The organism is Atribacter laminatus (genome assembly GCF_015775515.1).
In the GTDB taxonomy this organism is placed as follows: domain Bacteria; phylum Atribacterota; class Atribacteria; order Atribacterales; family Atribacteraceae; genus Atribacter; species Atribacter laminatus.
In genome coordinates this window covers 2,179,424-2,198,532 of the sequence record NZ_CP065383.1, presented here as the reverse complement: position 1 = coordinate 2,198,532, position 19,109 = coordinate 2,179,424, and the positions used below count along the sequence as shown (strand labels likewise).

The 19,109-nt window shown below is 38.6% G+C and carries 17 protein-coding genes; 7 read left to right on the top strand and 10 right to left on the bottom strand.

Annotated elements, in window-relative coordinates:
* Positions 1-23: 23 nt before the first annotated feature.
* On the bottom strand, positions 24-746 hold the full coding sequence (locus tag RT761_RS09855) for a cytochrome c biogenesis CcdA family protein (protein ID WP_218111251.1): 723 nt from the start codon (positions 744-746) through the stop codon (positions 24-26).
* Between the two features lie 256 nt (positions 747-1,002).
* On the opposite strand from RT761_RS09855, the gene RT761_RS09850 reads away from it, so the two are divergent.
* Positions 1,003-2,274, top strand: a complete 1,272-nt coding sequence (locus RT761_RS09850) for a phenylacetate--CoA ligase family protein (protein ID WP_343073785.1) — start codon at positions 1,003-1,005, stop codon at positions 2,272-2,274.
* Between the two features lie 28 nt (positions 2,275-2,302).
* Positions 2,303-2,731, top strand: a complete 429-nt coding sequence (locus RT761_RS09845) for an ACT domain-containing protein (protein ID WP_218111249.1) — start codon at positions 2,303-2,305, stop codon at positions 2,729-2,731.
* Positions 2,732-2,785: 54 nt separating this feature from the next.
* On the opposite strand, the gene pckA is transcribed toward RT761_RS09845, so the two are convergent.
* The 5 genes from pckA to RT761_RS09820 all read right to left on the bottom strand — a co-directional run bounded on the left by pckA (position 2,786) and on the right by RT761_RS09820 (position 8,319).
* Complete coding sequence (gene pckA / locus RT761_RS09840; RefSeq protein WP_218111248.1) at positions 2,786-4,333, bottom strand: phosphoenolpyruvate carboxykinase (ATP); 1,548 nt, start codon at positions 4,331-4,333, stop codon at positions 2,786-2,788.
* Positions 4,334-4,391: 58 nt separating this feature from the next.
* Positions 4,392-5,411 carry an ABC transporter permease gene (locus tag RT761_RS09835; RefSeq protein WP_218111247.1) on the bottom strand — a complete coding sequence of 340 codons (1,020 nt, stop codon included), beginning with the start codon at positions 5,409-5,411 and terminating at the stop codon, positions 4,392-4,394.
* Between the two features lie 44 nt (positions 5,412-5,455).
* The gene (locus tag RT761_RS09830; protein WP_218111246.1) at positions 5,456-6,439 is read right to left on the bottom strand and encodes an ABC transporter permease; all 984 of its coding nucleotides are present in this window, start codon (positions 6,437-6,439) and stop codon (positions 5,456-5,458) included.
* Complete coding sequence (locus tag RT761_RS09825; protein WP_218111245.1) at positions 6,432-7,226, bottom strand: ATP-binding cassette domain-containing protein; 795 nt, start codon at positions 7,224-7,226, stop codon at positions 6,432-6,434. Before RT761_RS09825 ends, RT761_RS09830 begins: the two co-directional genes overlap by 8 nt.
* A 79-nt stretch (positions 7,227-7,305) precedes the next feature.
* Entirely contained in the window at positions 7,306-8,319 is a 1,014-nt protein-coding gene (locus tag RT761_RS09820) for a substrate-binding domain-containing protein (protein ID WP_218111244.1), read from the bottom strand.
* 206 nt (positions 8,320-8,525) lie between these two features.
* Here RT761_RS09820 and RT761_RS09815 point away from each other — a divergent pair, with 206 nt between their 5' ends.
* Both RT761_RS09815 and RT761_RS09810 read left to right on the top strand, forming a co-directional pair.
* On the top strand, positions 8,526-9,341 hold the full coding sequence (locus RT761_RS09815) for an alpha/beta hydrolase (protein ID WP_218111243.1): 816 nt from the start codon (positions 8,526-8,528) through the stop codon (positions 9,339-9,341).
* Between the two features lie 1,263 nt (positions 9,342-10,604).
* Positions 10,605-11,867, top strand: a complete 1,263-nt coding sequence (locus RT761_RS09810) for a hypothetical protein (protein WP_218111242.1) — start codon at positions 10,605-10,607, stop codon at positions 11,865-11,867.
* 78 nt (positions 11,868-11,945) lie between these two features.
* Here the strand turns inward: RT761_RS09810 and RT761_RS09805 are convergent, their stop codons facing one another.
* From RT761_RS09805 to RT761_RS09795, 3 genes are all read right to left on the bottom strand, one after another.
* Positions 11,946-12,524: an indolepyruvate oxidoreductase subunit beta gene (locus RT761_RS09805; RefSeq protein WP_218111241.1), complete on the bottom strand. Its 579-nt coding sequence runs from the start codon at positions 12,522-12,524 to the stop codon at positions 11,946-11,948.
* The gene (gene iorA, locus RT761_RS09800) at positions 12,521-14,245 is read right to left on the bottom strand and encodes an indolepyruvate ferredoxin oxidoreductase subunit alpha (RefSeq protein WP_343073784.1); all 1,725 of its coding nucleotides are present in this window, start codon (positions 14,243-14,245) and stop codon (positions 12,521-12,523) included. Before iorA ends, RT761_RS09805 begins: the two co-directional genes overlap by 4 nt.
* Before the next feature lie 87 nt (positions 14,246-14,332).
* The gene (locus RT761_RS09795) at positions 14,333-14,749 is read right to left on the bottom strand and encodes a secondary thiamine-phosphate synthase enzyme YjbQ (RefSeq protein ID WP_218111239.1); all 417 of its coding nucleotides are present in this window, start codon (positions 14,747-14,749) and stop codon (positions 14,333-14,335) included.
* Positions 14,750-14,893: 144 nt separating this feature from the next.
* On the opposite strand from RT761_RS09795, the gene RT761_RS09790 reads away from it, so the two are divergent.
* Together RT761_RS09790 and RT761_RS09785 are read left to right on the top strand one after the other, a co-directional pair.
* Complete coding sequence (locus RT761_RS09790) at positions 14,894-15,745, top strand: metal ABC transporter ATP-binding protein (RefSeq protein WP_218111238.1); 852 nt, start codon at positions 14,894-14,896, stop codon at positions 15,743-15,745.
* A gap of 70 nt (positions 15,746-15,815) precedes the next feature.
* Positions 15,816-16,595: a metal ABC transporter permease gene (locus RT761_RS09785; RefSeq protein WP_218111237.1), complete on the top strand. Its 780-nt coding sequence runs from the start codon at positions 15,816-15,818 to the stop codon at positions 16,593-16,595.
* A 5-nt stretch (positions 16,596-16,600) separates the two neighbouring features.
* Here RT761_RS09785 and RT761_RS09780 read toward each other — a convergent pair whose 3' ends face one another.
* Positions 16,601-17,290: a GAF domain-containing protein gene (locus tag RT761_RS09780; RefSeq protein WP_218111236.1), complete on the bottom strand. Its 690-nt coding sequence runs from the start codon at positions 17,288-17,290 to the stop codon at positions 16,601-16,603.
* A 327-nt stretch (positions 17,291-17,617) separates the two neighbouring features.
* On the opposite strand from RT761_RS09780, the gene glmM reads away from it, so the two are divergent.
* Entirely contained in the window at positions 17,618-18,967 is a 1,350-nt protein-coding gene (gene glmM / locus RT761_RS09775; protein WP_218111235.1) for a phosphoglucosamine mutase, read from the top strand.
* Positions 18,968-19,109 lie beyond the last annotated feature (142 nt).

Genomic DNA, 19,109 nt, shown 5'->3' with positions numbered 1-19,109 from the left:
ATAAAACCCCTTCATTCTTTCTGTTATTGGTTCATAAATAAGCTTTCACCAGGAACCAGATTCCCTAATCCCAAAAAAGTCATGAACGCATCCATTTGGTCAAACATCAATATGACTCCCAAGAAAATCAGCAAGATTCCACTAATTATTTCAATGATATGACCTCTTTTTTGAAGTGTCCGAAGAGCACTTATCATATATCCCCAACCAATCCCCAATAAAATAAAGGGAATAGCTAATCCAAGGGCATAAAAAGACAAATAAATACCTCCCTGAAGAACATTCCCCAAAGTCGACACATACAGGAGGATGGAACCTAAAATTGGACCGACACAAGGTGTCCATCCCAACCCAAAGGTGATACCCAATATCAGACTTCTCATCTTTGCCCAAGTTTTCTTGGGCTGAATTCTCTTTTCGGCATAAAACATCTTAATTTTTAAAACTCCCAAGATTTGTAGACCAAAAATAATAATTATAATACCAGCTATTCGGTTAAACCATATTTTATATTTCATCAGAAAAGTTCCTAAAAAAGAAGCACCGATACCCATGAATATGAAAACCAGAGAAAATCCAACCACAAAAAGAATGGTATGGAGAAAAACTTTCTTGCGTTCTTTTTCCAATGACTCAACTCCACTGATATAACTCACATAGGCTGGGGCTATGCCTAAAACACACGGGGATAAAAAAGACAGTAAACCAGCTAAAAAACTTACCAAGCCATTTAATTGAATATCCATATCTGCACCTTCGCTTCCGACTGCTTTTCCAATAAGATAATTGATGGTCCTTACTATTATAACAAAGCTTTTTCGTAAAAATATGATTATTCCATGGTAAATTTAAACCTGAGTGTGATATAAATACTATGAGCTTTTTTATTTTTTAGTTTTTGAATGTTGAAGGAAATAATTTATTCGTCTTGATTTGGATAAGCATTTGAAGAAGAAAAAAAGAAGGTGATATCAATTGTATTGGGAAAAAGAGATTGAAACCATGGATCGAGAACAATTGACCCAATTACAGTCAAAACGGTTACAAGCAACTGTGCTACAGGCGGCAAAAACGTCCTATTATAAGAAGTTGTTTGATAAACTCCACATCCAACCAGAAAAAATATCAACCCTTAAGGATTTGCAAAACATCCCTCCCACAACCAAAGAAGACCTAAGGAGTGGATTTCCCTACGGTTTCTTGGCTACGCCACTGGAACAAGTCGTTCGTCTCCATTCTTCTTCTGGAACAACCGGCGTTCCCACGGTTATTTATCATACCGCTGCTGATATTGATTCTTGGTCAAATTTAGTAGCACGCTCACTCTATGGTGTGGGGGTTCGGAAAAATGATATTTTTCAAAACATGATGAGTTATGGTCTTTTTACCGGTGGCTTGGGAATGCATTATGGAGCCGAAAAAATCGGTACCTTGGTAATCCCAATTGCAGCAGGCAACAGTAAACGTCAAATCTGGTTTCTTAAAAACTTTCAAACGACGGTGACACATATTATACCCAGCTATGCACTCCTGCTTTCTAATCTTATTAAAAGTGAAGGCTTAGATTCATCCCAAGATTTAAACTTGAAGATAATGCTGATCGGAGCTGAACCCCACAGCGAAGAAACCCGTCAACGAATTGAGGAACTTTACCAATCTAAAGCATTTAATTCCTATGGTTTGTCTGAAATGAACGGTCCTGGTGTGGCTTTTGAGTGCGCCTATCAGAATGGATTACACGTTTGGGAAGATGCCTATATTTTAGAAATCGTTAATCCAAAAACTCTCGAGCCATGTCCAGCTGGGGAACTAGGAGAGATGATTCTCACTACTTTAAGTCGACAGGCCACCCCAATACTCCGTTATCGAACGAAAGATTTGGCTTATTGGATCGATGAACCATGCCCCTGTGGAAGAACCCACTACCGAATCTCCCGAATCCAAGGACGAACCGATGATATGTTTATTTATCACGGTGTAAATATTTTTCCGATACAAATCGATAAAGTATTGATGAATAACCCTGAGGTTGGTTCAAATTACCTCATCATTTTAGAGAGAAAAGATCTTCGGGATACTATGAAAGTCGAAATAGAAATCAAACCCGAACTCTTTATTGGTGACCTTCCCAAGTTGGAAAGATTAAGAGAACGGATTCAAGCAGAAATTCGCTCCGAAACATTAGTTACACCAGAGATTATCTTAGTTGAACCAGGGACGCTTCCCACTACCGAGGGAAAAGCTGTCCGGGTAGTTGATAAACGTCAATTATAACTTTCCTTGAAAGGAGTGCGGACCGAATATGGCTCATCAGGTTTCAATTTTTGCTGAAAATAAACCGGGGAGAATAGAAAAATTAACACGTTTATTTACAGAAGCTTCCATTAATATTCGGGCAATAACCATATCCAGCGCAAATGGATTCGGGGTCATTAAAGTTTTAGTCGATCAACCCCATGAAGCTTTTGAAATTCTTCGTAGCCAAGGAATTCCTTCCTATTTACAAGAAGTCATCGCAGTCATTATGGAAGACCTACCAGGTGGTCTCCATCGGGTTGCCGAGGTCTTAGCGGAAAATAGCATCAACATCGAAGATGCTTACGGATTTGTTGTAGCCAGTGGCAAGAAGGCAATACTCATTATTCAGGTTGAAAGCCAGCCACGAGCTCAGAGTGTTTTAGAAAGAAATAACTTTCAGCTCCTCACCGATGAAGAGATTTATAAGTATTAAAAATAAAAAGCGGCTGTCCTAGACGACCGCTTTTTATTTTTTTGAATTCCATTTTTAAAGAGGGAGGTATTTCTTCATAACCTCATCAAAACGATTTTTCAGTTTTTGAGCTTCGTTGGCATAGTCAGAATGATTGTTCCAAAGATTCCCCGGATTCAATATATCATTGGGAATACCAGGCAATTCGTTTGGTATTAAAAGCTGGAAAACTGTATCTTCATGATAACCATTCTGATCAATCGTCCCATCAATTGCTACCTTGACCATTTTCCGGGTATAATCAATATCGATTCTCTTTCCTATTCCGTAGGGACCACCAACCCAACCGGTATTTACCAAATAAACTCTGGAACCATGTTGGGAAATTTTCTTTCCCAACATTTGAGCGTAGGTTTTGGGGTTGAGAGGCATAAAAGGTGCTCCAAAACACACTGAAAAGGTGGCCTGTGGTTCTACTATCCCTCTTTCTGTCCCAGCCAATTTACTGGTGTAACCTAAAATAAAGTTATAAATAGCTTTTTCGGTGGTTAACTTCGCTACTGGCGGCATAACTCCGAAAGCATCGGCAGTTAAAAATATAATTACTTGCGGATGTTTTGCAATTCCTGGTATTAAAGCATTTGGGATAAATTCAATTGGATAGCTCACCCGTGTATTTTCGGTATATCGGTTGTCGGTATAATCAGGTTGGCGAGAATCTGGTGCAAGGTAAATATTTTCCATTATTGCTCCATAGCGGATAGCATCCCAAATTTGTGGTTCTTTTTCTTTTGAAAGATTGATACATTTTGCATAGCAGCCTCCCTCAAAGTTAAAGATCCCTTGCTCTGACCAACCATGCTCATCATCTCCGATTAGACGTCTTTCAATATCAGCTGAAAGTGAAGTTTTACCAGTTCCTGATAAGCCAAAAAATATTGCCACATCTCCATCTTTACCAATATTAGCCGAGCAATGCATTGGGAGAACTCCTTTTTGAGGAAGAAGAAAATTCATAACAGTAAAAACGGCTTTTTTTATTTCACCACCGTAGGAGGTACCACCGATTATTATTTTTTTCTCCTTAAAATTGATAATGACAAACGCTTCAGAACGAACTCCATCAATCCCAGGAATTGCTTTAAAACGAGGGAAACAGAATACAGTAAAATCTGGAACAAATGATTGCAATTCTTGGGTATTCGGTTCTAAAAACATATTATTCACAAATATTGAACAATATGCATATTCGTTGATAAAACGAACTGCCAAGCGATTTTTTGGGTCGGTTCCAACATAAGCGTCATCGAGATAGACATCTTTTTGCTGAAGATAACTCATCATTTTGGCATACAAACGCTCATATATTTCCTGTGATATCGGTTTATTAACCTTGCCCCAGTCAATCAAATTATGGGTCGTTTCGTCATCAACAAAAAAACGATCTTCTGGTGATCGCCCAGTATAAGCTCCAGTGAGAACACTGAACGCACCTGTTGATGATAGTATGCCCTCTTTTTTTTGTAATGCATGTTCAAACAACTCAGGTATGCTTAAATGATAAAACACTTGTTTGGGGTTAAATACACCTGATTTCTCGAATGAATAGTGGGCTTTCAGCATCCGGTTCTCACCTTCCCAAAAAAGAATTTTTTCAATTCTACCATATATTTTTCATTCATCAAGTATGATTACTACTGCGGCCCATTCGTTGGAGAAGACAAAAAAGGATAAGAAGAACTGCTACTGCGGCATCAATCCAGTAACCAGTTGCTCCAATTAGTATCAAACCACTTTTAAAAGAAGAAAAGGCAAAGGCTGCGATTGAAACAGCAATGATACTTCCTTTCCCTCCAGTGAAAGCGGTACCTCCCATAATAGATGCTGCAATCGCCTCAATTTCTAAACCATAACCCATACTACTCATACCAATCCGAGTCATAAACCAATCAATCCTTCCAATGTAAGCCCCACCCGCAAAAGCTGCTAAAGCAGAACAAATAACGAAAGAAGCAATTTTACTCCGGGTGGTGTTCACACCTAAAGCTCGTGCGGTTTCACGATTTCCCCCAGTTGCAAATATCCAATTCCCTATTCGGGTATGGTATAAAATATAATTGAGTAGCAGGGCAATGCCAATAAACCAGAAAAATAGACGTGGGAAATAGCCAATACGACCACCAAGTGATTGCAGCAGGATTGATTCTTTCCCTTTATAAGAAATAAAACTGCCGCCAAAGAGCCCAATTAAATTTCCCCTCAAGATCCACATCATGCCCAAGGTCGCAATCAAAGCAGGAATTTTAAACTTTTGAGTTATTAACCCGTTCAAAAAACCGACCATGCATCCAAAAGCAATCGCAATAATTAAACTGACCGGATAAGGAAAACCATTATTGGACAAAAGAGTGGCAATAACTGCCGCCCAGCCATAAACTGATGCTATCGAGAGATCAATTTCTCCTACAATGATAACAAAAGTTTGACCCAAGGCTAATATTCCCAATTCTGCCCCGATCAGGAGTATTCCAGGAAGGATAAGCGGTCCAAGGAAATTTGGAGATAATATTGAAAAAAATACAAAAATAATTGCCAAGGCAAGGATAACAGTTATTTCGTATCGTAAGGTGACTTTTCTTTTAAATGGTATATCCCGAGTGGCTGCTTGATTTTCCCGATAATGATTAAGTATGTTTTTCATGCTCTCCCCCTACGTTCTCTTCATATCCTTTTAACCCTCATGTTTTAAGTTTTTAGAAGTTTTTTAATCAAGGCGCTATTAATTACTGCAGCAATCATGAGCAAGATTCCTACCAGAACATTATAATATTCGACTCGAATTCCATAAGTCGCAATTCCTACTTGGACTTCCTTAAGAAGGAAGGCACATATCGATGTTCCAATGATACTCCCAATTCCACCGGTAAGAATAGTCCCTCCAATAACAGCAGCTGCTACCGCCTCTAATTCCATCCCAGTAGCCACAATAGGATCAAGGTAACTAGAACGAACCAAAAACGATGCTCCGGCAAAGGCGGCTAAAGCTGATGAAATCATAAAACAGATCATTTTAGTACGAAAAACATTAACCCCTAAAGCCCGAGCGGTTTGAATGCTTCCTCCGGTTGCCATAATCCAGTTACCAAACTTGGTTCGATTGAGGACAATGCTGAATATAACTGCTAAAATACAGAACCAGATAAATTGATTCGGTATGAATCCGATTTGCCCACCCAATATCTCAAAAAATCGAGTCGGAGCTCCCTCGTAATAAGTAGGTTCTCCATTGGTTAATCCAGCTAATACTGCCCGCCAAAAAATCATAAATCCCAGGGTAACAACAAATGACGGAATTTTAAATTTCATAGTGAAAAATCCATTTAAGAATCCAGCACCAATTCCAAAAATAATTCCAAAAATAAAACTGAACAGAATCGGCAAACCAAATTGATTACTAATTAAAACTATGTAATTGCTGAAAACAAAAACCGATGCAACTGAAAGATCCATTTCACCGGAGATAATTAATAAGGTTACACCTAAGGCAATAATCCCTAATTCAGAACCAGTTAAAAAAATGACATTGAGCATGCTTGAGGAAAAAAACCCAGCAGATATCCGAGAAAAAAGAATAAAAAAAACCAGAAGAAGAAGAATAACTATTAATTCCGACCGCAATAGAAGGGGTTTTGATGAATTTGAAGGTTTAAGCTGATTATGCTCAGGCATCTTTCCTCCCCTTTCTGATAATTTCCATAATAATTTCTGGAGAGCAGGTTCCAGCAGCAGCTTCATGACGAGAAAGAGAACCAATTTTGACACCGTGGTCTAAAATTTCAAAGCGATCAGCAACATCAAATACATGATAAATATTATGGGTAATGAATATAACCGAAACGCCTTCCTTTTTGAGTGATTTAATAAAATCAAGCACTTTTTCAGTTTCTCGAACTGATAAAGCGGTTGTTGGTTCATCGAGAATGAGTAACTTAGCGCCAAAGTAAAGGGCTCGACCTATGGCAATTGATTGTTTCTGACCTCCCGATAGGATGTTGACATATTCGTCGGGGGAACGCATACTGACCCGGACCTTCTCTAAATTTTCACTGGTTCGTTGTTTCATGATCTGAACATCAAGAAATTTAAAAAAACTATCTTTTTTTACTTCTTCTTTACCAACAAAAAAATTTCTCCAGATGTTCATGGTTTCAATGAGGTTCATTCCTTGATAAACTATCTCAATGCCAGCCGCTCTTGCTTCTTCTGGTGAACGGAAAGAAATTTTTTTCCCCATGAAAAACATTTCACCTTGATCGGGTGGGAAAACTCCCATTATAGTTTTTACCAAAGTAGATTTTCCTGCTCCATTATCACCAAGAAGTCCAACAACTTCATTGTAATTGACATCAAAATCTACTTTATTGAGGGCAATGACTCCTCCAAAACGTTTGGTTAATCCTTTAATTTTGAGAAGTGGGGAGGTTTCATTTGCAATCGATGCAGTCTCAGTGTTCATAATCCTATCTCCTCTCCAAGAATGGGAATTGACCCATCCTGCCCGTTAAAAAACGGGCAGGATTTTTTACTCAACAAATCTACCGATATCCAGCTTTTGCTCCCTCTATTACTGTATCTACGTTGTATCGATCAATAATAATTGGTCCGGTTGATACAATTCCGTAAGGATGAACATTGTATTTTGCTTTATAGAGATAGAGATCGATCAGCGGGAGAAAGCCTTGTAAATATTGTTGCTGGTCATGAGTACAAACAACTTTTCCATCTTTGATATCCTGAAGCGTTTCCGGCATCATATCAAAACAACAAAGATAAATATCTTTGCCTGCTTCTCTGCCTAATTCTTTTACCAAACCTACATTAGCATGGGTAAAGTGGGTTGGGGCACAAATAACATCAACATCAGGATTCTTTACCAAAAAGGCTCGAATAATTTCCATGGCTTTGGTTGGATCTTCACCAACAACCACTTTATCTTGCTTGGTTCCATATTCTTTTTCCAAGGTTTCTCCCAACATTTGGAGTCGTGCTTCCCAAACGTAATGGCCTGCCATGGGATTACACAGAAGCACATGTTTTGGTTGGAAACCATTGGTTTCTTTGATGTATTTAATTAAAGCTGCTCCTAACTCAACACCAGATTTCCAAGTGTCTTCTCCATAATAGGCTAAATAGGGAATTCTTTCCTCGGGAGGACGAGGATCCTCTACATTAGCTGCCATTAACGCCATACCTGCTTCAATAGCTGGCCGAAGAATGGGATCGAAAGTTTTCGGATCAATTATTGAGGTAACCAACCCATCAGGTTTTGCTGCTACAGCCATTTTTAGCATATCAATCTGTTTTTTTACATCAGCTTCAGCAGAAAGATGCTTCACTTCTACACCAAATTGAGCTAACCACTGAATAGCATCTTCGATCCCCTTGTAATAAACTGCCCAGAAAGGATTACCAGGTGTTCCGTGGTCAACATAATAGAAAGTTAGTTTTTTATCTTGTGCATTGGAGATGCCAGCAGAGAGGAAAAGACTGAGGACAAGAATTGTAATAATACTAATATACAAGACCAACTTTGATCTATTTCTTTTCATAAATAACCCCCCTTTTAATTTTTTTTAATGAATAATCACCTTCATATAAAACTATTTGATTTTCACCTCCTTGCCATTTTCGATCACCCTAAAACAAAAACACAATAAGACTTCCGACCTCTTTTAGAGTATAATTGAGCTGGTTTGAGCTGTCAATTTATATTTTTTGATAAAAAACAACAATAAAAGCTTATTGGTGAAAAGAAATGAATGCTGATTCAAAATCCCATCGAATAATTCGTCAAAGTAAAAACTATCTCTTAACCAAGTTCTATATTAACCCACAAATACCCGCACTGATGATTAAACCAACCACACCCCCTCCCTACCCGGCCATTTTTTTCCTTCATTATTATCGTGGCAGCAAAGAAAACATCCAATTCCTTGCCAATGAGCTTGGAAAGTCGGGCTTTATGGCGTTAGCCATAGACATGGAATATCATGGTGATCGAACTCAAGCTGGAAAAGACATTCTTTCTCCTGACATTGAAAATGATAAAAAAGCTTTTTTTAGAACTATTAACAATTCTTTAATCGCTCTTCGGTTTATTGAAAATCATCCTGATTTTGATCGTCATTCTCTTTTTTTTTGGGGGGTAAGCTTGGGCGCGATAATTGGTAGTATTGTTTGTGGCCAATATAAAAATTTTAAAGGAATTGCCCTGGTGGTAGGAGGTGGAAATTTAGAAATTCTTGCTCGAGAAAGCCTGCTTGATTCCATGGTCAATATCCGCTATAGCCTTCTTAAGAAAAAAATCTCACCTTTTGACCTTGCTCGGCAATGGAAGGATATCGATCCATTGCATTGGATATCTCATTTGGATCAGGTTCCTGTCTATTTTTTTAATGCCAGCCAAGATGTCATTGTTCCTCCCGAATGTACTTGGGCACTTTTTGATGCTGCTTCTTCACCAAAAAAAATATTTTGGTTTCCAACTGGTCATGGTTTGTTATTTGAGCGCTATTTTGGAGTTCCAAGAAAAATTATTGGTCAATTCTCTCAAATCACTTATCATAAATAAATTTTACTTTTTTCTGGGTAGTTATCTGTGTTGGCTTTAAAGATAAATTTCACCACTCACTTCTCACTGCTTTTTCGGGATAGATTTTTATACTGCCTAGCAACACCAGATGAGGATGAAAACAAAGATTCGACATGCCATGGCATGTCGCTCCATTGATCGGGCGCAATAAATTGAGCTCTTCTATTTTTTAATTCTTTTGTAGGGGCTTGATTTATCATGTCCGTGGATTTTCAGGATAGACCGTCATGCTGCTTTGCAGCACCAGATGAGGATGAAAATACCTATCTAAATCCGTCATTGCGAGGAGCGTCTTGTGCGACGTGGCAATCTCTACCATCCACTTAGTCATTCTGAGGAGTCCGGTGTTTTTGCCGGACGACGTAAGAATCTCATCATTTAAAGTATTTATGAAGAAAAAACTTAAAAGATGAGATCCTCACGCCCTCAAAAAGCGAGGGCTCAGGATGACCGATTAAAGGCACACCCCCCTTTATCCCCCCTCAATGGGGGAATTTATAAGATGGTATTTTCAGGATAGAACCTCATGCCATATGTGTGGTACCTCCCCCTTTTGCAAAGGGGTTAGGGAGATTTGAATTTATTACTGCTCTTTCATTGCGAGGAGTAAGGCGACGTGGCAATATCATTTAGCCAAATTTTTTGTGTTACTTACTCATTCTCTTAGGGTAACCATAAAAAAACCAAAAGACATCCTCCCCGCCGCAAAGCGGCACCTCTCCAAGAAGGACAATTGTTAAATTCATTCTCCCATTGATTGATGATTCAATGGCATGTGTCTTTCATGTTTTTTTATAGGTCGCTAACAATCATTTAAGTAAATGATCCCTAAAAACATTTATAGGGAGCTAACTCGGGCGAGTCGGCTCCCTATAAATGCAAGGAGGGGATTTTCTATTTATTTATATTTTTTTAAACGTTATTTCCTTACATTATTATATTCATTTAGTTAAATTTGTCAATATCTGTTATGTTATTGTCATTTAAGTTTTAAAAGTGCACTAAATTAAAATTTAAAAGTGCACTAAATTAAAATTTAAAAGTGCACTAAATTGTAATGGGTAGATCATTATTACCATATAAATATTTCGTCGTCGGCTGGTGGAAACTGTGGGCAACTCGTTTTAAGAGTTGTCCAAGCGATGGGGATAATGATCCTTTCTATTATCCCCATCAGCGTCAGTATCCACCAGAGCCTCCTATGGTATAGACTTCTTTTTAAGAAGAAGGAGGTCGAAATCCATGGGACAACAACTTCATAAGCGATTTTCCACTGAAATGGTTCAATCCTATTTGGAACGATATCTTGATAAGACCCTTGAGCTTTCTTATCTTTTAGATATCCTCGGTATTAAAAGAAGACGGTTTTTCCAGCTCCTCAACCGGTATCAGACTGATCCGAAACATTTTTCTCTGGTGTTTCCCAGGGAAAAACCACCTCGAACCCTTGCTCCCGAGATTGAAATCAACATCTTTAACGAACTGGCTCTGGAAAAAGTCCTGATCGTGAATCCCGACCTTCCCATTCGAACCTACAACTATAGTTACATACAAGATGAACTCTTTCGGAAATACCAGCAAAAAGTATCTCTTCCCACCATCATTAACCGGGCGAAAAAACATGGCTTTTTTCAAGAAAAACCACCCAAAAAAACTCATGACCGGGAAGTCCTCACCCACTATATCGGAGAACTCATCCAACATGATTCCTCCCATCACCGCTTTTCACCCAGTGCCGAAGACAAGTGGTATCTTATCACCAGCTTAGATGATTATAGTCGGATGATTGTCTTTGCCCAGTTCGTCTTAAGGGAGACCAGCTGGAACCATATCCAAGCTTTAGAAACCGTCTGGCTGCGCTACGGCTTTCCTTATTCTTATTATGTCGACAATCACTCGATCTTTCGTTTTGTTCAAACCCGGGATAGTTTCTGGAGAAAACATCAACGTCTCACTGATGAAATCAATCCCCAGTGGAAACAGGTCTTAGATGAATGCCGGGTCAAGATCGCCTATGCTCTTTCACCCCAAGCCAAAGGCAAAATTGAAAGACCTTTTCAGTGGTTGCAGGATCGCATTGTTCGGACCTGTTATCGGGAAAACGCCACTACCATTGAAGAGGGACAACAGATCCTCAATAATGAAATGAATCGCTATAATTATCATCAGGTTCATAGTACTACCGGAGAAATACCAGCGCTCCGGATGGCAAAAGCTTTCGAGCAAGGAAAATCACTTTTTCGAGAATTTACTCTTCCGGTTCCTTTCCAATCTACCAAAGATATCTTCTGCTTACGAGCGGAACGGGTGGTGAATCCCTACCGGAAGATCTCCTTTCAAAATGTTGAATTCAAGGTTCCCGGGGTTCCGATCCGGGAAAAGGTTCAGCTCCGTATTGTCCCAGATGACGAAATGAACCTTGCTGAAATTCGTTTTTGGTATAAATCCCAGTTGGTGGGAATAGAAAAGATAAAATGTTCGGAATTAAAATTAGTGCAATTTTAAAACTTAAAAGGTGCAATTTTAAATTTTAGCTAACATATCTGTTATGTTATTTCTCTTTCTTATGTATAAATTAACTTATTAGATAGTAACCAATTCTCTCCCTTTTAAGAAGGCCCTCATATTGATATCAAAAAACTTCTGAGGAAATGTTTCCCTGACAACATCTTCCCATATATTTTCATTATCGGCATTAAATATTTTACTAAAAGCACCAATCAATACTGAATTTGCAACTCTTGAATTCTGCAGGGATTCAGCTACCGAATTAGCATTCACTTCATACACTTGAATACCTTTTTCCCTATATAAACGAGCGGATAAGCCGGTATAAGGTTCTGGCTTGGTACCCAATGGGTTCAGCCTCCAGGAATTAATGATGATAGTTGCATCAGAAGAAAGAAATTCACCATATCGAAGCGCTTCAACTTCTTCAGTGGCAATCATATATTGAGCTTCGCCCTTCCCTAACAAAGGGGAATACACTTTTTCACCATATTTGAGTTGAGTTATCACTGATCCACCGCGTTGAGCCATTCCATGAACTTCTGATTGACGAACATCAAATCCCTGAATAAGGAGGAATCTCGATAGTATTTCACTTGCTTTTAAAACACCGGTTCCACCCACACCGACAATAACAATACCACCAAATTTCATGATTGGTATTCCTCCTTAATTGCGTTAAACTGGCATATCTGACTACAAACACCACAAGCACGACAATATTCAGCGATAATCTGAACTCGTTCGCCATCGAGTCGTATTGCCGGACAACCTAATTGTAAGCACTTCTTACAAAGCCGACAGAGATTTGGATCTACTTGATAGAAATTTTTATTTCCTTTTTTTCGAATAAGCTGACAAGGCTCACTGAGAATAAAAACGGTTGGTCCAGAATTCTTTTTTATTACTTCCTTCAGGAGCGATCGGAAATGTAAAATATCAAATGAACTAAAATGGTGAACCTCTTTCACTCCTAAAGCTTTTACCAGTTCTTCAATGTCGAGTGCTGAGGTTTTTTCTCCCATCAAAGTTATTCCCGTTCCAGGATGATTTTGCCCCCCAGTCATTGCGGTAATGCGGTTGTCTAAAATAAAGACTATAATATTGGTTTGGTTATATACTGCATCTAAAAGAGGGCCGATCCCGCTATGAATAAATGTTGAATCACCAATTACCGCTCCAACGGTCAGTTCTGGATGAGTTAACTTGAAACCTTCAGCATTTGAAATTGATGCCCCCATACAAATACAGGAATCAATAGATGAAATTGGCGGCATAACGCCCAAGGTATAGCATCCGATATCCCCTGTAACGGTAATTTTCAGTTCGGAAAGAATCCTAAATACTCCCCGATGAGGACAACCAGCACACAATACAGGTGGCCTGGGGAAAATATATTGATTTAAATCGTCAATTGACGGTACGGGTTGAGGTACTCCAAATGCTACCTTTAGAACATCGGGGGTGATTTCACCAATTCCTGGAATTCGATTTCTCCCCTCAACCGGAATGCCGGCTGCTTTAATTTCAGTTTCCCAAAAAGGATCCAATTCTTCAACAACCACTACATTTTTAACTTTTCTGACAAAATCTGATATCGTCTGATAAGGAAGAGGATAACCAATTCCTATTTTTAATATTGAAGCTTGAGGAAATACTTCACGAACATGATTATAGAGGACTCCTCCAGTGATTATTCCAAATTGAGGGTCTCTCATTTCAATACGATTTAGATCTGATTCTTCTACCCAACCTCTTAATACCTCTAAGCGCTTTTCAAGAGCAACTCTTCGCTTTCTGGCAAATGCTGGAATCATAACATATTTTTCTGCATCTTTTTGATAAGGAAAAGGTGTAAAATGAATTCGTTCCTGAGGAAATACAACTGATCGAGAGTGTGAAACTCGGGTGGTTGAACGAATCATAATTGGAGTGTCAAATTTTTCACTTATAATAAACCCTTCCTTTGTAAAAATCCGGGCTTCCTCACTATCTGCTGGCTCTAAAAAAGGTATTTTGGCAAACTTTGCATAGTTACGGCTATCTTGCTCATTTTGAGAAGAATGCATCCCTGGATCATCGGCAACGACTATAACCAGCCCTCCTCTCACTCCTGTATAAGAAATTGTCATCAATGGATCAGCAGCAACATTTAGACCAACGTGTTTCATAGTGACTAAAACTCGTCCTCCTGCTATAGCTACTCCAGCAGCTACCTCGAGAGCAACTTTTTCATTTGGACACCACCTTGAATGGACTTCCTTATATTGACTGAGATACTCAAGAATTTCGCTACTGGGAGTTCCTGGGTAACCAGAACCAACCTGAACACCCCCTTCATAGGCACCCCTGGCAATTGCTTCATTTCCTAACATTAAGCAAGAATTATTTTTTTGCTCTTTCAATGATTTCGCTCCTTCCATCAAAACGGAAATATATAATTCAGCTAAATTTGGCTTAAGTTATTCTCCAATAATTTTTACTAGAACTCTCTTTCTTCTTTTCCCATCAAACTCACCATAGAAAATTTCCTCCCATGGTCCTAAATCCAATTTTCCATTCGTTATTGCAATCACAACTTCTCTCCCCATTATGGTTCTCTTCAAATGAGCATCAGCATTATCTTCATAACCATTGTGTTGGTATTGATTATAGGGTTTTTCTGGAGCCAATTTTTCCAACCACTTTTCAAAATCATTATGTAAACCAGTCTCATTATCATTAATAAAAACACTCGCGGTAATATGCATCGTATTACAAAGGAGTAATCCTTCTTTTACTCGGCTTTCTTCAACATAGGTTCTGACAGTTGGTGTTATGCAAGTAAAACTTCTCCGTTGTGATATTTCAAACCATAATTCCTTTCGATAGCTTTTCATAAATCCACCTCAATTTCTAAATTCTCTCTATAATTGTAACCGACCTTGACAGAAAATGAAGCATTGATTAGCATTAAGAAGCAGTTGATTTTACTCCATCTTAGGTAAGGTTCATTTATGTCTCGATGATGAAGGTGATTACCAATGGATAGGAACCAAACGAGTTTTTTATATGATATAGAATTCATGTCTGTTTCATTTTCTTACCCAGATTTGGAAGTTTTAGAAGATGTTTCTCTTCAGGTTAAAAAAGGAGAATTTCTTGCCGTTATTGGACCAAATGGAGCAGGAAAAACGACATTGCTAAAACTCATTTTAGGTCTCTTAAAACCAACTTCCGGTAAGGTGTTGGTTTTTGGGAAAAATATCAACGAACATCCCAGCATCCGAAAACAAATAGGTTATGTTCCACAAATGAGTAAAATAGACTACTCCTTCCCCATCAACGTTGAAGATTTTGTATTAACCGGCAGGTACGCGACCATTGGTCCTGGACGCCTCCCGCATAAATACGATCGCTTAGCAGTGAATGAAACTTTGGAAAAGACTGGCCTTCAATCCTTACGCAGAAAGCAAATAGGCAAATTATCTGGTGGTCAGCGACAAAGAATAATGATCGCTCGGGCTTTAATAAATAATCCTGACATGTTAATTCTCGATGAACCAACCACCGCTGTTGACCCAAAAAACAGCGAAAGTTTGTATGAACTCCTTCTCACTCTACATCAACAAAGGATTACTATCCTCACAGTTTCCCACGACATTGGTGTCATTGCCCAATATGTCGATACTATCGCCTGCGTCAATCGAAAGGTATTTGTCCATGATCGACCAGAAAAGGGGATAACCGATGAAACCTTAACAGAAATGTACGGTCGCGAAGCAGCTTTCTTCCATCATGGAATTGTTCCTCATATTGTTGTTCGAAAATCTTCACCGGTTCATTATTGCGCAGGAGAAACCACAGAAGACGTTGAAAATCAGCATAAAACCTAAGAATTCCCGCTTGTATTAAGCGCTCGATTCCAAGGAGTGATTTGAACTGGACATTCTCAGTTATACCTTTATGCAACGTGCTTTATTGGCAGGAATATTAATTGGTTCGCTCTGTGCTGTAATTGGAGTTTATGTTGTTTTAAAAGGAATGTCCTTTATGGGAGCTGGTATCTCACATGCTGCCTTTGGAGGAGTAGCCATCGGTTTTCTTCTTCAAATTGATCCGGTATTATCCTCAATTATCTTTTGTGTTGCTTCTGGTTTAGGAATTGCATATATCTCAAAAAAAAGTCGCATAAAAGAAGATACAACGATTGGAATTTTTTTTGCTAGCACAATGGCGCTTGGAATATTGATTTTCGGTCTCCTGAAAGGCGTAAATGTTGACCTATTCGGGTATTTATTTGGCAATATATTATCAGTGACTTTGAACGACCTTTATCTTGCACTTCTTGTCGAAGGGGTTGTTTTCTTCTTTGTTCTTTATTATTATAAAGAGCTCTTACTCTTGGTATTAGATCAAGAAATGGCAGAAGTAAGCGGAATTCCTGTATCGATAATATATTACTTACTGGTTAGCTTTATTTCTCTCACGATTGTCATTTCAATAAAAGTAGTTGGAATCGTTTTGGTTTCGGCTTTGCTCATCATCCCTTCAGCTGCAGCTTTACAAATCACTGATAATTTTAAAAAAGCCTTAATAACTGCTATTGTCTTTGGAGTTGCTTCGTCAGGAGGAGGACTTATCCTCTCCTATTTTTTAGACACACCATCAGGAGCAACCATAGTTCTCGTTGCAACGATTATTTTTTTGGTAACCTCTATCTTTTCATCAAAAAAGAAAGGTTAAAAGTTTCATATCTTTTTTTTCATTTCCCAAGCAAGAATTACTGCTTCAGCAACATCTTTCATGCTCTTCTGTTTATTCATACTGTATCTCTGAATCCTTCGGTAAGCTTCCTCTTCATTGATATTATATTCAGCCATTAAAAATCCCTTTGCTCTTTCAATCTTTTTCCGTGTCTCTAATTCTTCTTTGACAAATTCGCTTTCCATGAGCAAACGATAATTTTCTATAACGACGGCTGCTTGGTTGGCAATGGTTGTTAAGGTTTTGATATCGTCTTCATGAAAATCTCGTGGTTCTGAGGTATAGAGATTAAGCACACCAACTATTCTCCCCCTGACCATTAAGGGGAGGCTTACCAAGGAGCAAAGGCCCTCATTTTCAGCAATTTCTTTATTTCGGTAATAAGGGTCATTGCGCACGTCCGCTATTATCATCGGTTTTTTTTCTAAAGCAACTTTTCCAGCTACCCCTTCTCCCAATTTGATCGGCGGCTTTTTATTATAAGCTTCGCTCACCGACTGAGTTGCTTTAATTTCTAAAACTTTTTTCTTTTCATCTAGCAGCATAAGCGAACAGATATTGGATTTCATCACCTGAGCAGTGATATTCACCATAAGCCGTAGAACATCTTCAAATCCCTTATCTGATATTATTAATTGACTTATTTGCGATATGGCATCAAGTTCTTCTTTCATAATCTGCCTCCCTGGATAAAAATGCACTATAATTATATAACAGTAATGAGTGAAATAGCGTTGATATGAAACAATAAATATGTTCTTATTAGGAAAAAACCAGGGATGAGGAGGTAAGCTTTTAAAATCCCCTCTAAAAAGCAAAATCAATAATTTATGGGTGGAAATCCGTTTTATTTACGAGTTGGTGCTCAAGGATAGTAATTGTTATTTGGATTTTTTGTACCTTTCATAAAAAGATAAAAATTCCAACCTTTTTAAAGTCTTATTTCTCAGGAAAAATGAATTAAGTCGTTAGACTTTTCATTCATATAAGGAGGTATTCCCATGGAAAAGCTATTCGGAACTTTTGGTATTCGGCGAATTGTAAATGAAGTGCTCACACCGGATTTTGCATTAAAATTAGCTTACAGCTTCGGAACTTATATCAATCGAGAAATCGTTGTTGTGGGAAGAGATGCCCGAAAACACAGTGAAATGATCTATGATGCCGTTATTTCCGGCCTCCTTGCTTGTGGTTGCCAAGTGATTGAATTAGGGCTCACCGCTACTCCCACCCTTCAATGGGCTTGTCGACAATGGGATGCTTGGGGAGCAATGATTACTGCCAGCCATAACCCTCCTCAATGGAATGGCATTAAATTTATGGAAAAAACCGGTAAAGGTTTAGATCGCGAAAAGGATGTTGATGTAGAAAAAATTTTTTATTCTGAAAAATATCATTTGGTTCCCTGGACGGATGTTCCGCAAAAAACTATTAAACGAGATGTAAACGATGATTATATTCGAGCAATTGTTGCTAAAGTGAATCTCCCTCTAATCCAACAAAGCCGATTCCGAATTGTTGTTGACTGTGCAAACGGTGCGCCATGTTTGATTACCCCTCAGTTATTAAGCGATCTTGGCTGCCGAGTTGTAAGTCTCAATGCCCATCCAGATGGTCGCTTTCCAGGGAGAAATCCTGAGCCTACTCCCGATAATTTAACCGATCTTACCACTCTTATTACCCATGCATCCTTTCATATCGGTTTTGCTCAGGATGGAGACGGTGATCGCTTAATTGTGATTCGACCGAATGGCGAATTTGTTCCAGGTGACTATAGTGTAAGTTTGGTTGCCAATGAATTAGCCTCGCAGAATATCCCCGGCCCAATTGTAACAACCGTTGCGACCTCCAGTATGTTAAAGGATATTGCTATAAAAACCGGAAGGGGATTTCTTGCCACCGCTGTCGGTGACCTAGTGGTAGCCAAAGCTTTACAAGAAAATAAGGGGATTTTTGGTTGTGAAGAGAACGGAGGAATGATCTTTCCAGACTTTGTTTGGGGAAGAGACGGCGCTATAGCAGCAGCCCGAATCCTTCACATCATGGCAACCAAAGAAAAATCTCTTGATGACCTTCTGAAAGAACTTCCTCAATATTTCCAGATTAAAATGAAAAAGCCTGTTAATCCTGAGAAAAAAGAGAAAATATTGAGTGAAATAGATCGATTAACTTCGGAAGAAGAAAATCGGATTACGATTGATGGATACAAAGTTTTTTATCCCGACGGTTCTTGGCTTTTAATCCGACCTTCAGGTACCGAACCTCTCCTTCGTATCTTTGCTGAATCTCGAGATGCCGAAAGAGCTCAAGCTATTGTTCAAAAATATATAGATATCATTAATTCAATTTAATACTTGGTTTTCTTATGTAGGGGTGAAATTTATTGCACCCAATTTTGAGTATTTCAATCTCCTTCTCACCTTCTCTATTTTTTCTTTTTTCTTCTCCCCTGATGGGAGAGATTCAGGATGAGGGTGGCAACTATTTTCATTC

Excerpts from the sequence above, each read along its gene's own strand:
- RT761_RS09855 (WP_218111251.1), bottom strand. The coding sequence starts at position 746 with ATGGATATTCAATTAAATGGCTTGGTAAGTTTTTTAGCTGGTTTACTG.
- RT761_RS09850 (WP_343073785.1), top strand. The coding sequence starts at position 1,003 with ATGGATCGAGAACAATTGACCCAATTACAGTCAAAACGGTTACAAGCA.
- RT761_RS09845 (WP_218111249.1), top strand. The coding sequence starts at position 2,303 with ATGGCTCATCAGGTTTCAATTTTTGCTGAAAATAAACCGGGGAGAATA.
- pckA (WP_218111248.1), bottom strand. The coding sequence starts at position 4,333 with ATGCTGAAAGCCCACTATTCATTCGAGAAATCAGGTGTATTTAACCCC.
- RT761_RS09835 (WP_218111247.1), bottom strand. The coding sequence starts at position 5,411 with ATGAAAAACATACTTAATCATTATCGGGAAAATCAAGCAGCCACTCGG.
- RT761_RS09830 (WP_218111246.1), bottom strand. The coding sequence starts at position 6,439 with ATGCCTGAGCATAATCAGCTTAAACCTTCAAATTCATCAAAACCCCTT.
- RT761_RS09825 (WP_218111245.1), bottom strand. The coding sequence starts at position 7,226 with ATGAACACTGAGACTGCATCGATTGCAAATGAAACCTCCCCACTTCTC.
- RT761_RS09820 (WP_218111244.1), bottom strand. The coding sequence starts at position 8,319 with ATGAAAAGAAATAGATCAAAGTTGGTCTTGTATATTAGTATTATTACA.
- RT761_RS09815 (WP_218111243.1), top strand. The coding sequence starts at position 8,526 with ATGAATGCTGATTCAAAATCCCATCGAATAATTCGTCAAAGTAAAAAC.
- RT761_RS09810 (WP_218111242.1), top strand. The coding sequence starts at position 10,605 with ATGGGACAACAACTTCATAAGCGATTTTCCACTGAAATGGTTCAATCC.
- RT761_RS09805 (WP_218111241.1), bottom strand. The coding sequence starts at position 12,524 with ATGAAATTTGGTGGTATTGTTATTGTCGGTGTGGGTGGAACCGGTGTT.
- iorA (WP_343073784.1), bottom strand. The coding sequence starts at position 14,245 with ATGTTAGGAAATGAAGCAATTGCCAGGGGTGCCTATGAAGGGGGTGTT.
- RT761_RS09795 (WP_218111239.1), bottom strand. The coding sequence starts at position 14,749 with ATGAAAAGCTATCGAAAGGAATTATGGTTTGAAATATCACAACGGAGA.
- RT761_RS09790 (WP_218111238.1), top strand. The coding sequence starts at position 14,894 with ATGGATAGGAACCAAACGAGTTTTTTATATGATATAGAATTCATGTCT.
- RT761_RS09785 (WP_218111237.1), top strand. The coding sequence starts at position 15,816 with ATGCAACGTGCTTTATTGGCAGGAATATTAATTGGTTCGCTCTGTGCT.
- RT761_RS09780 (WP_218111236.1), bottom strand. The coding sequence starts at position 17,290 with ATGAAAGAAGAACTTGATGCCATATCGCAAATAAGTCAATTAATAATA.
- glmM (WP_218111235.1), top strand. The coding sequence starts at position 17,618 with ATGGAAAAGCTATTCGGAACTTTTGGTATTCGGCGAATTGTAAATGAA.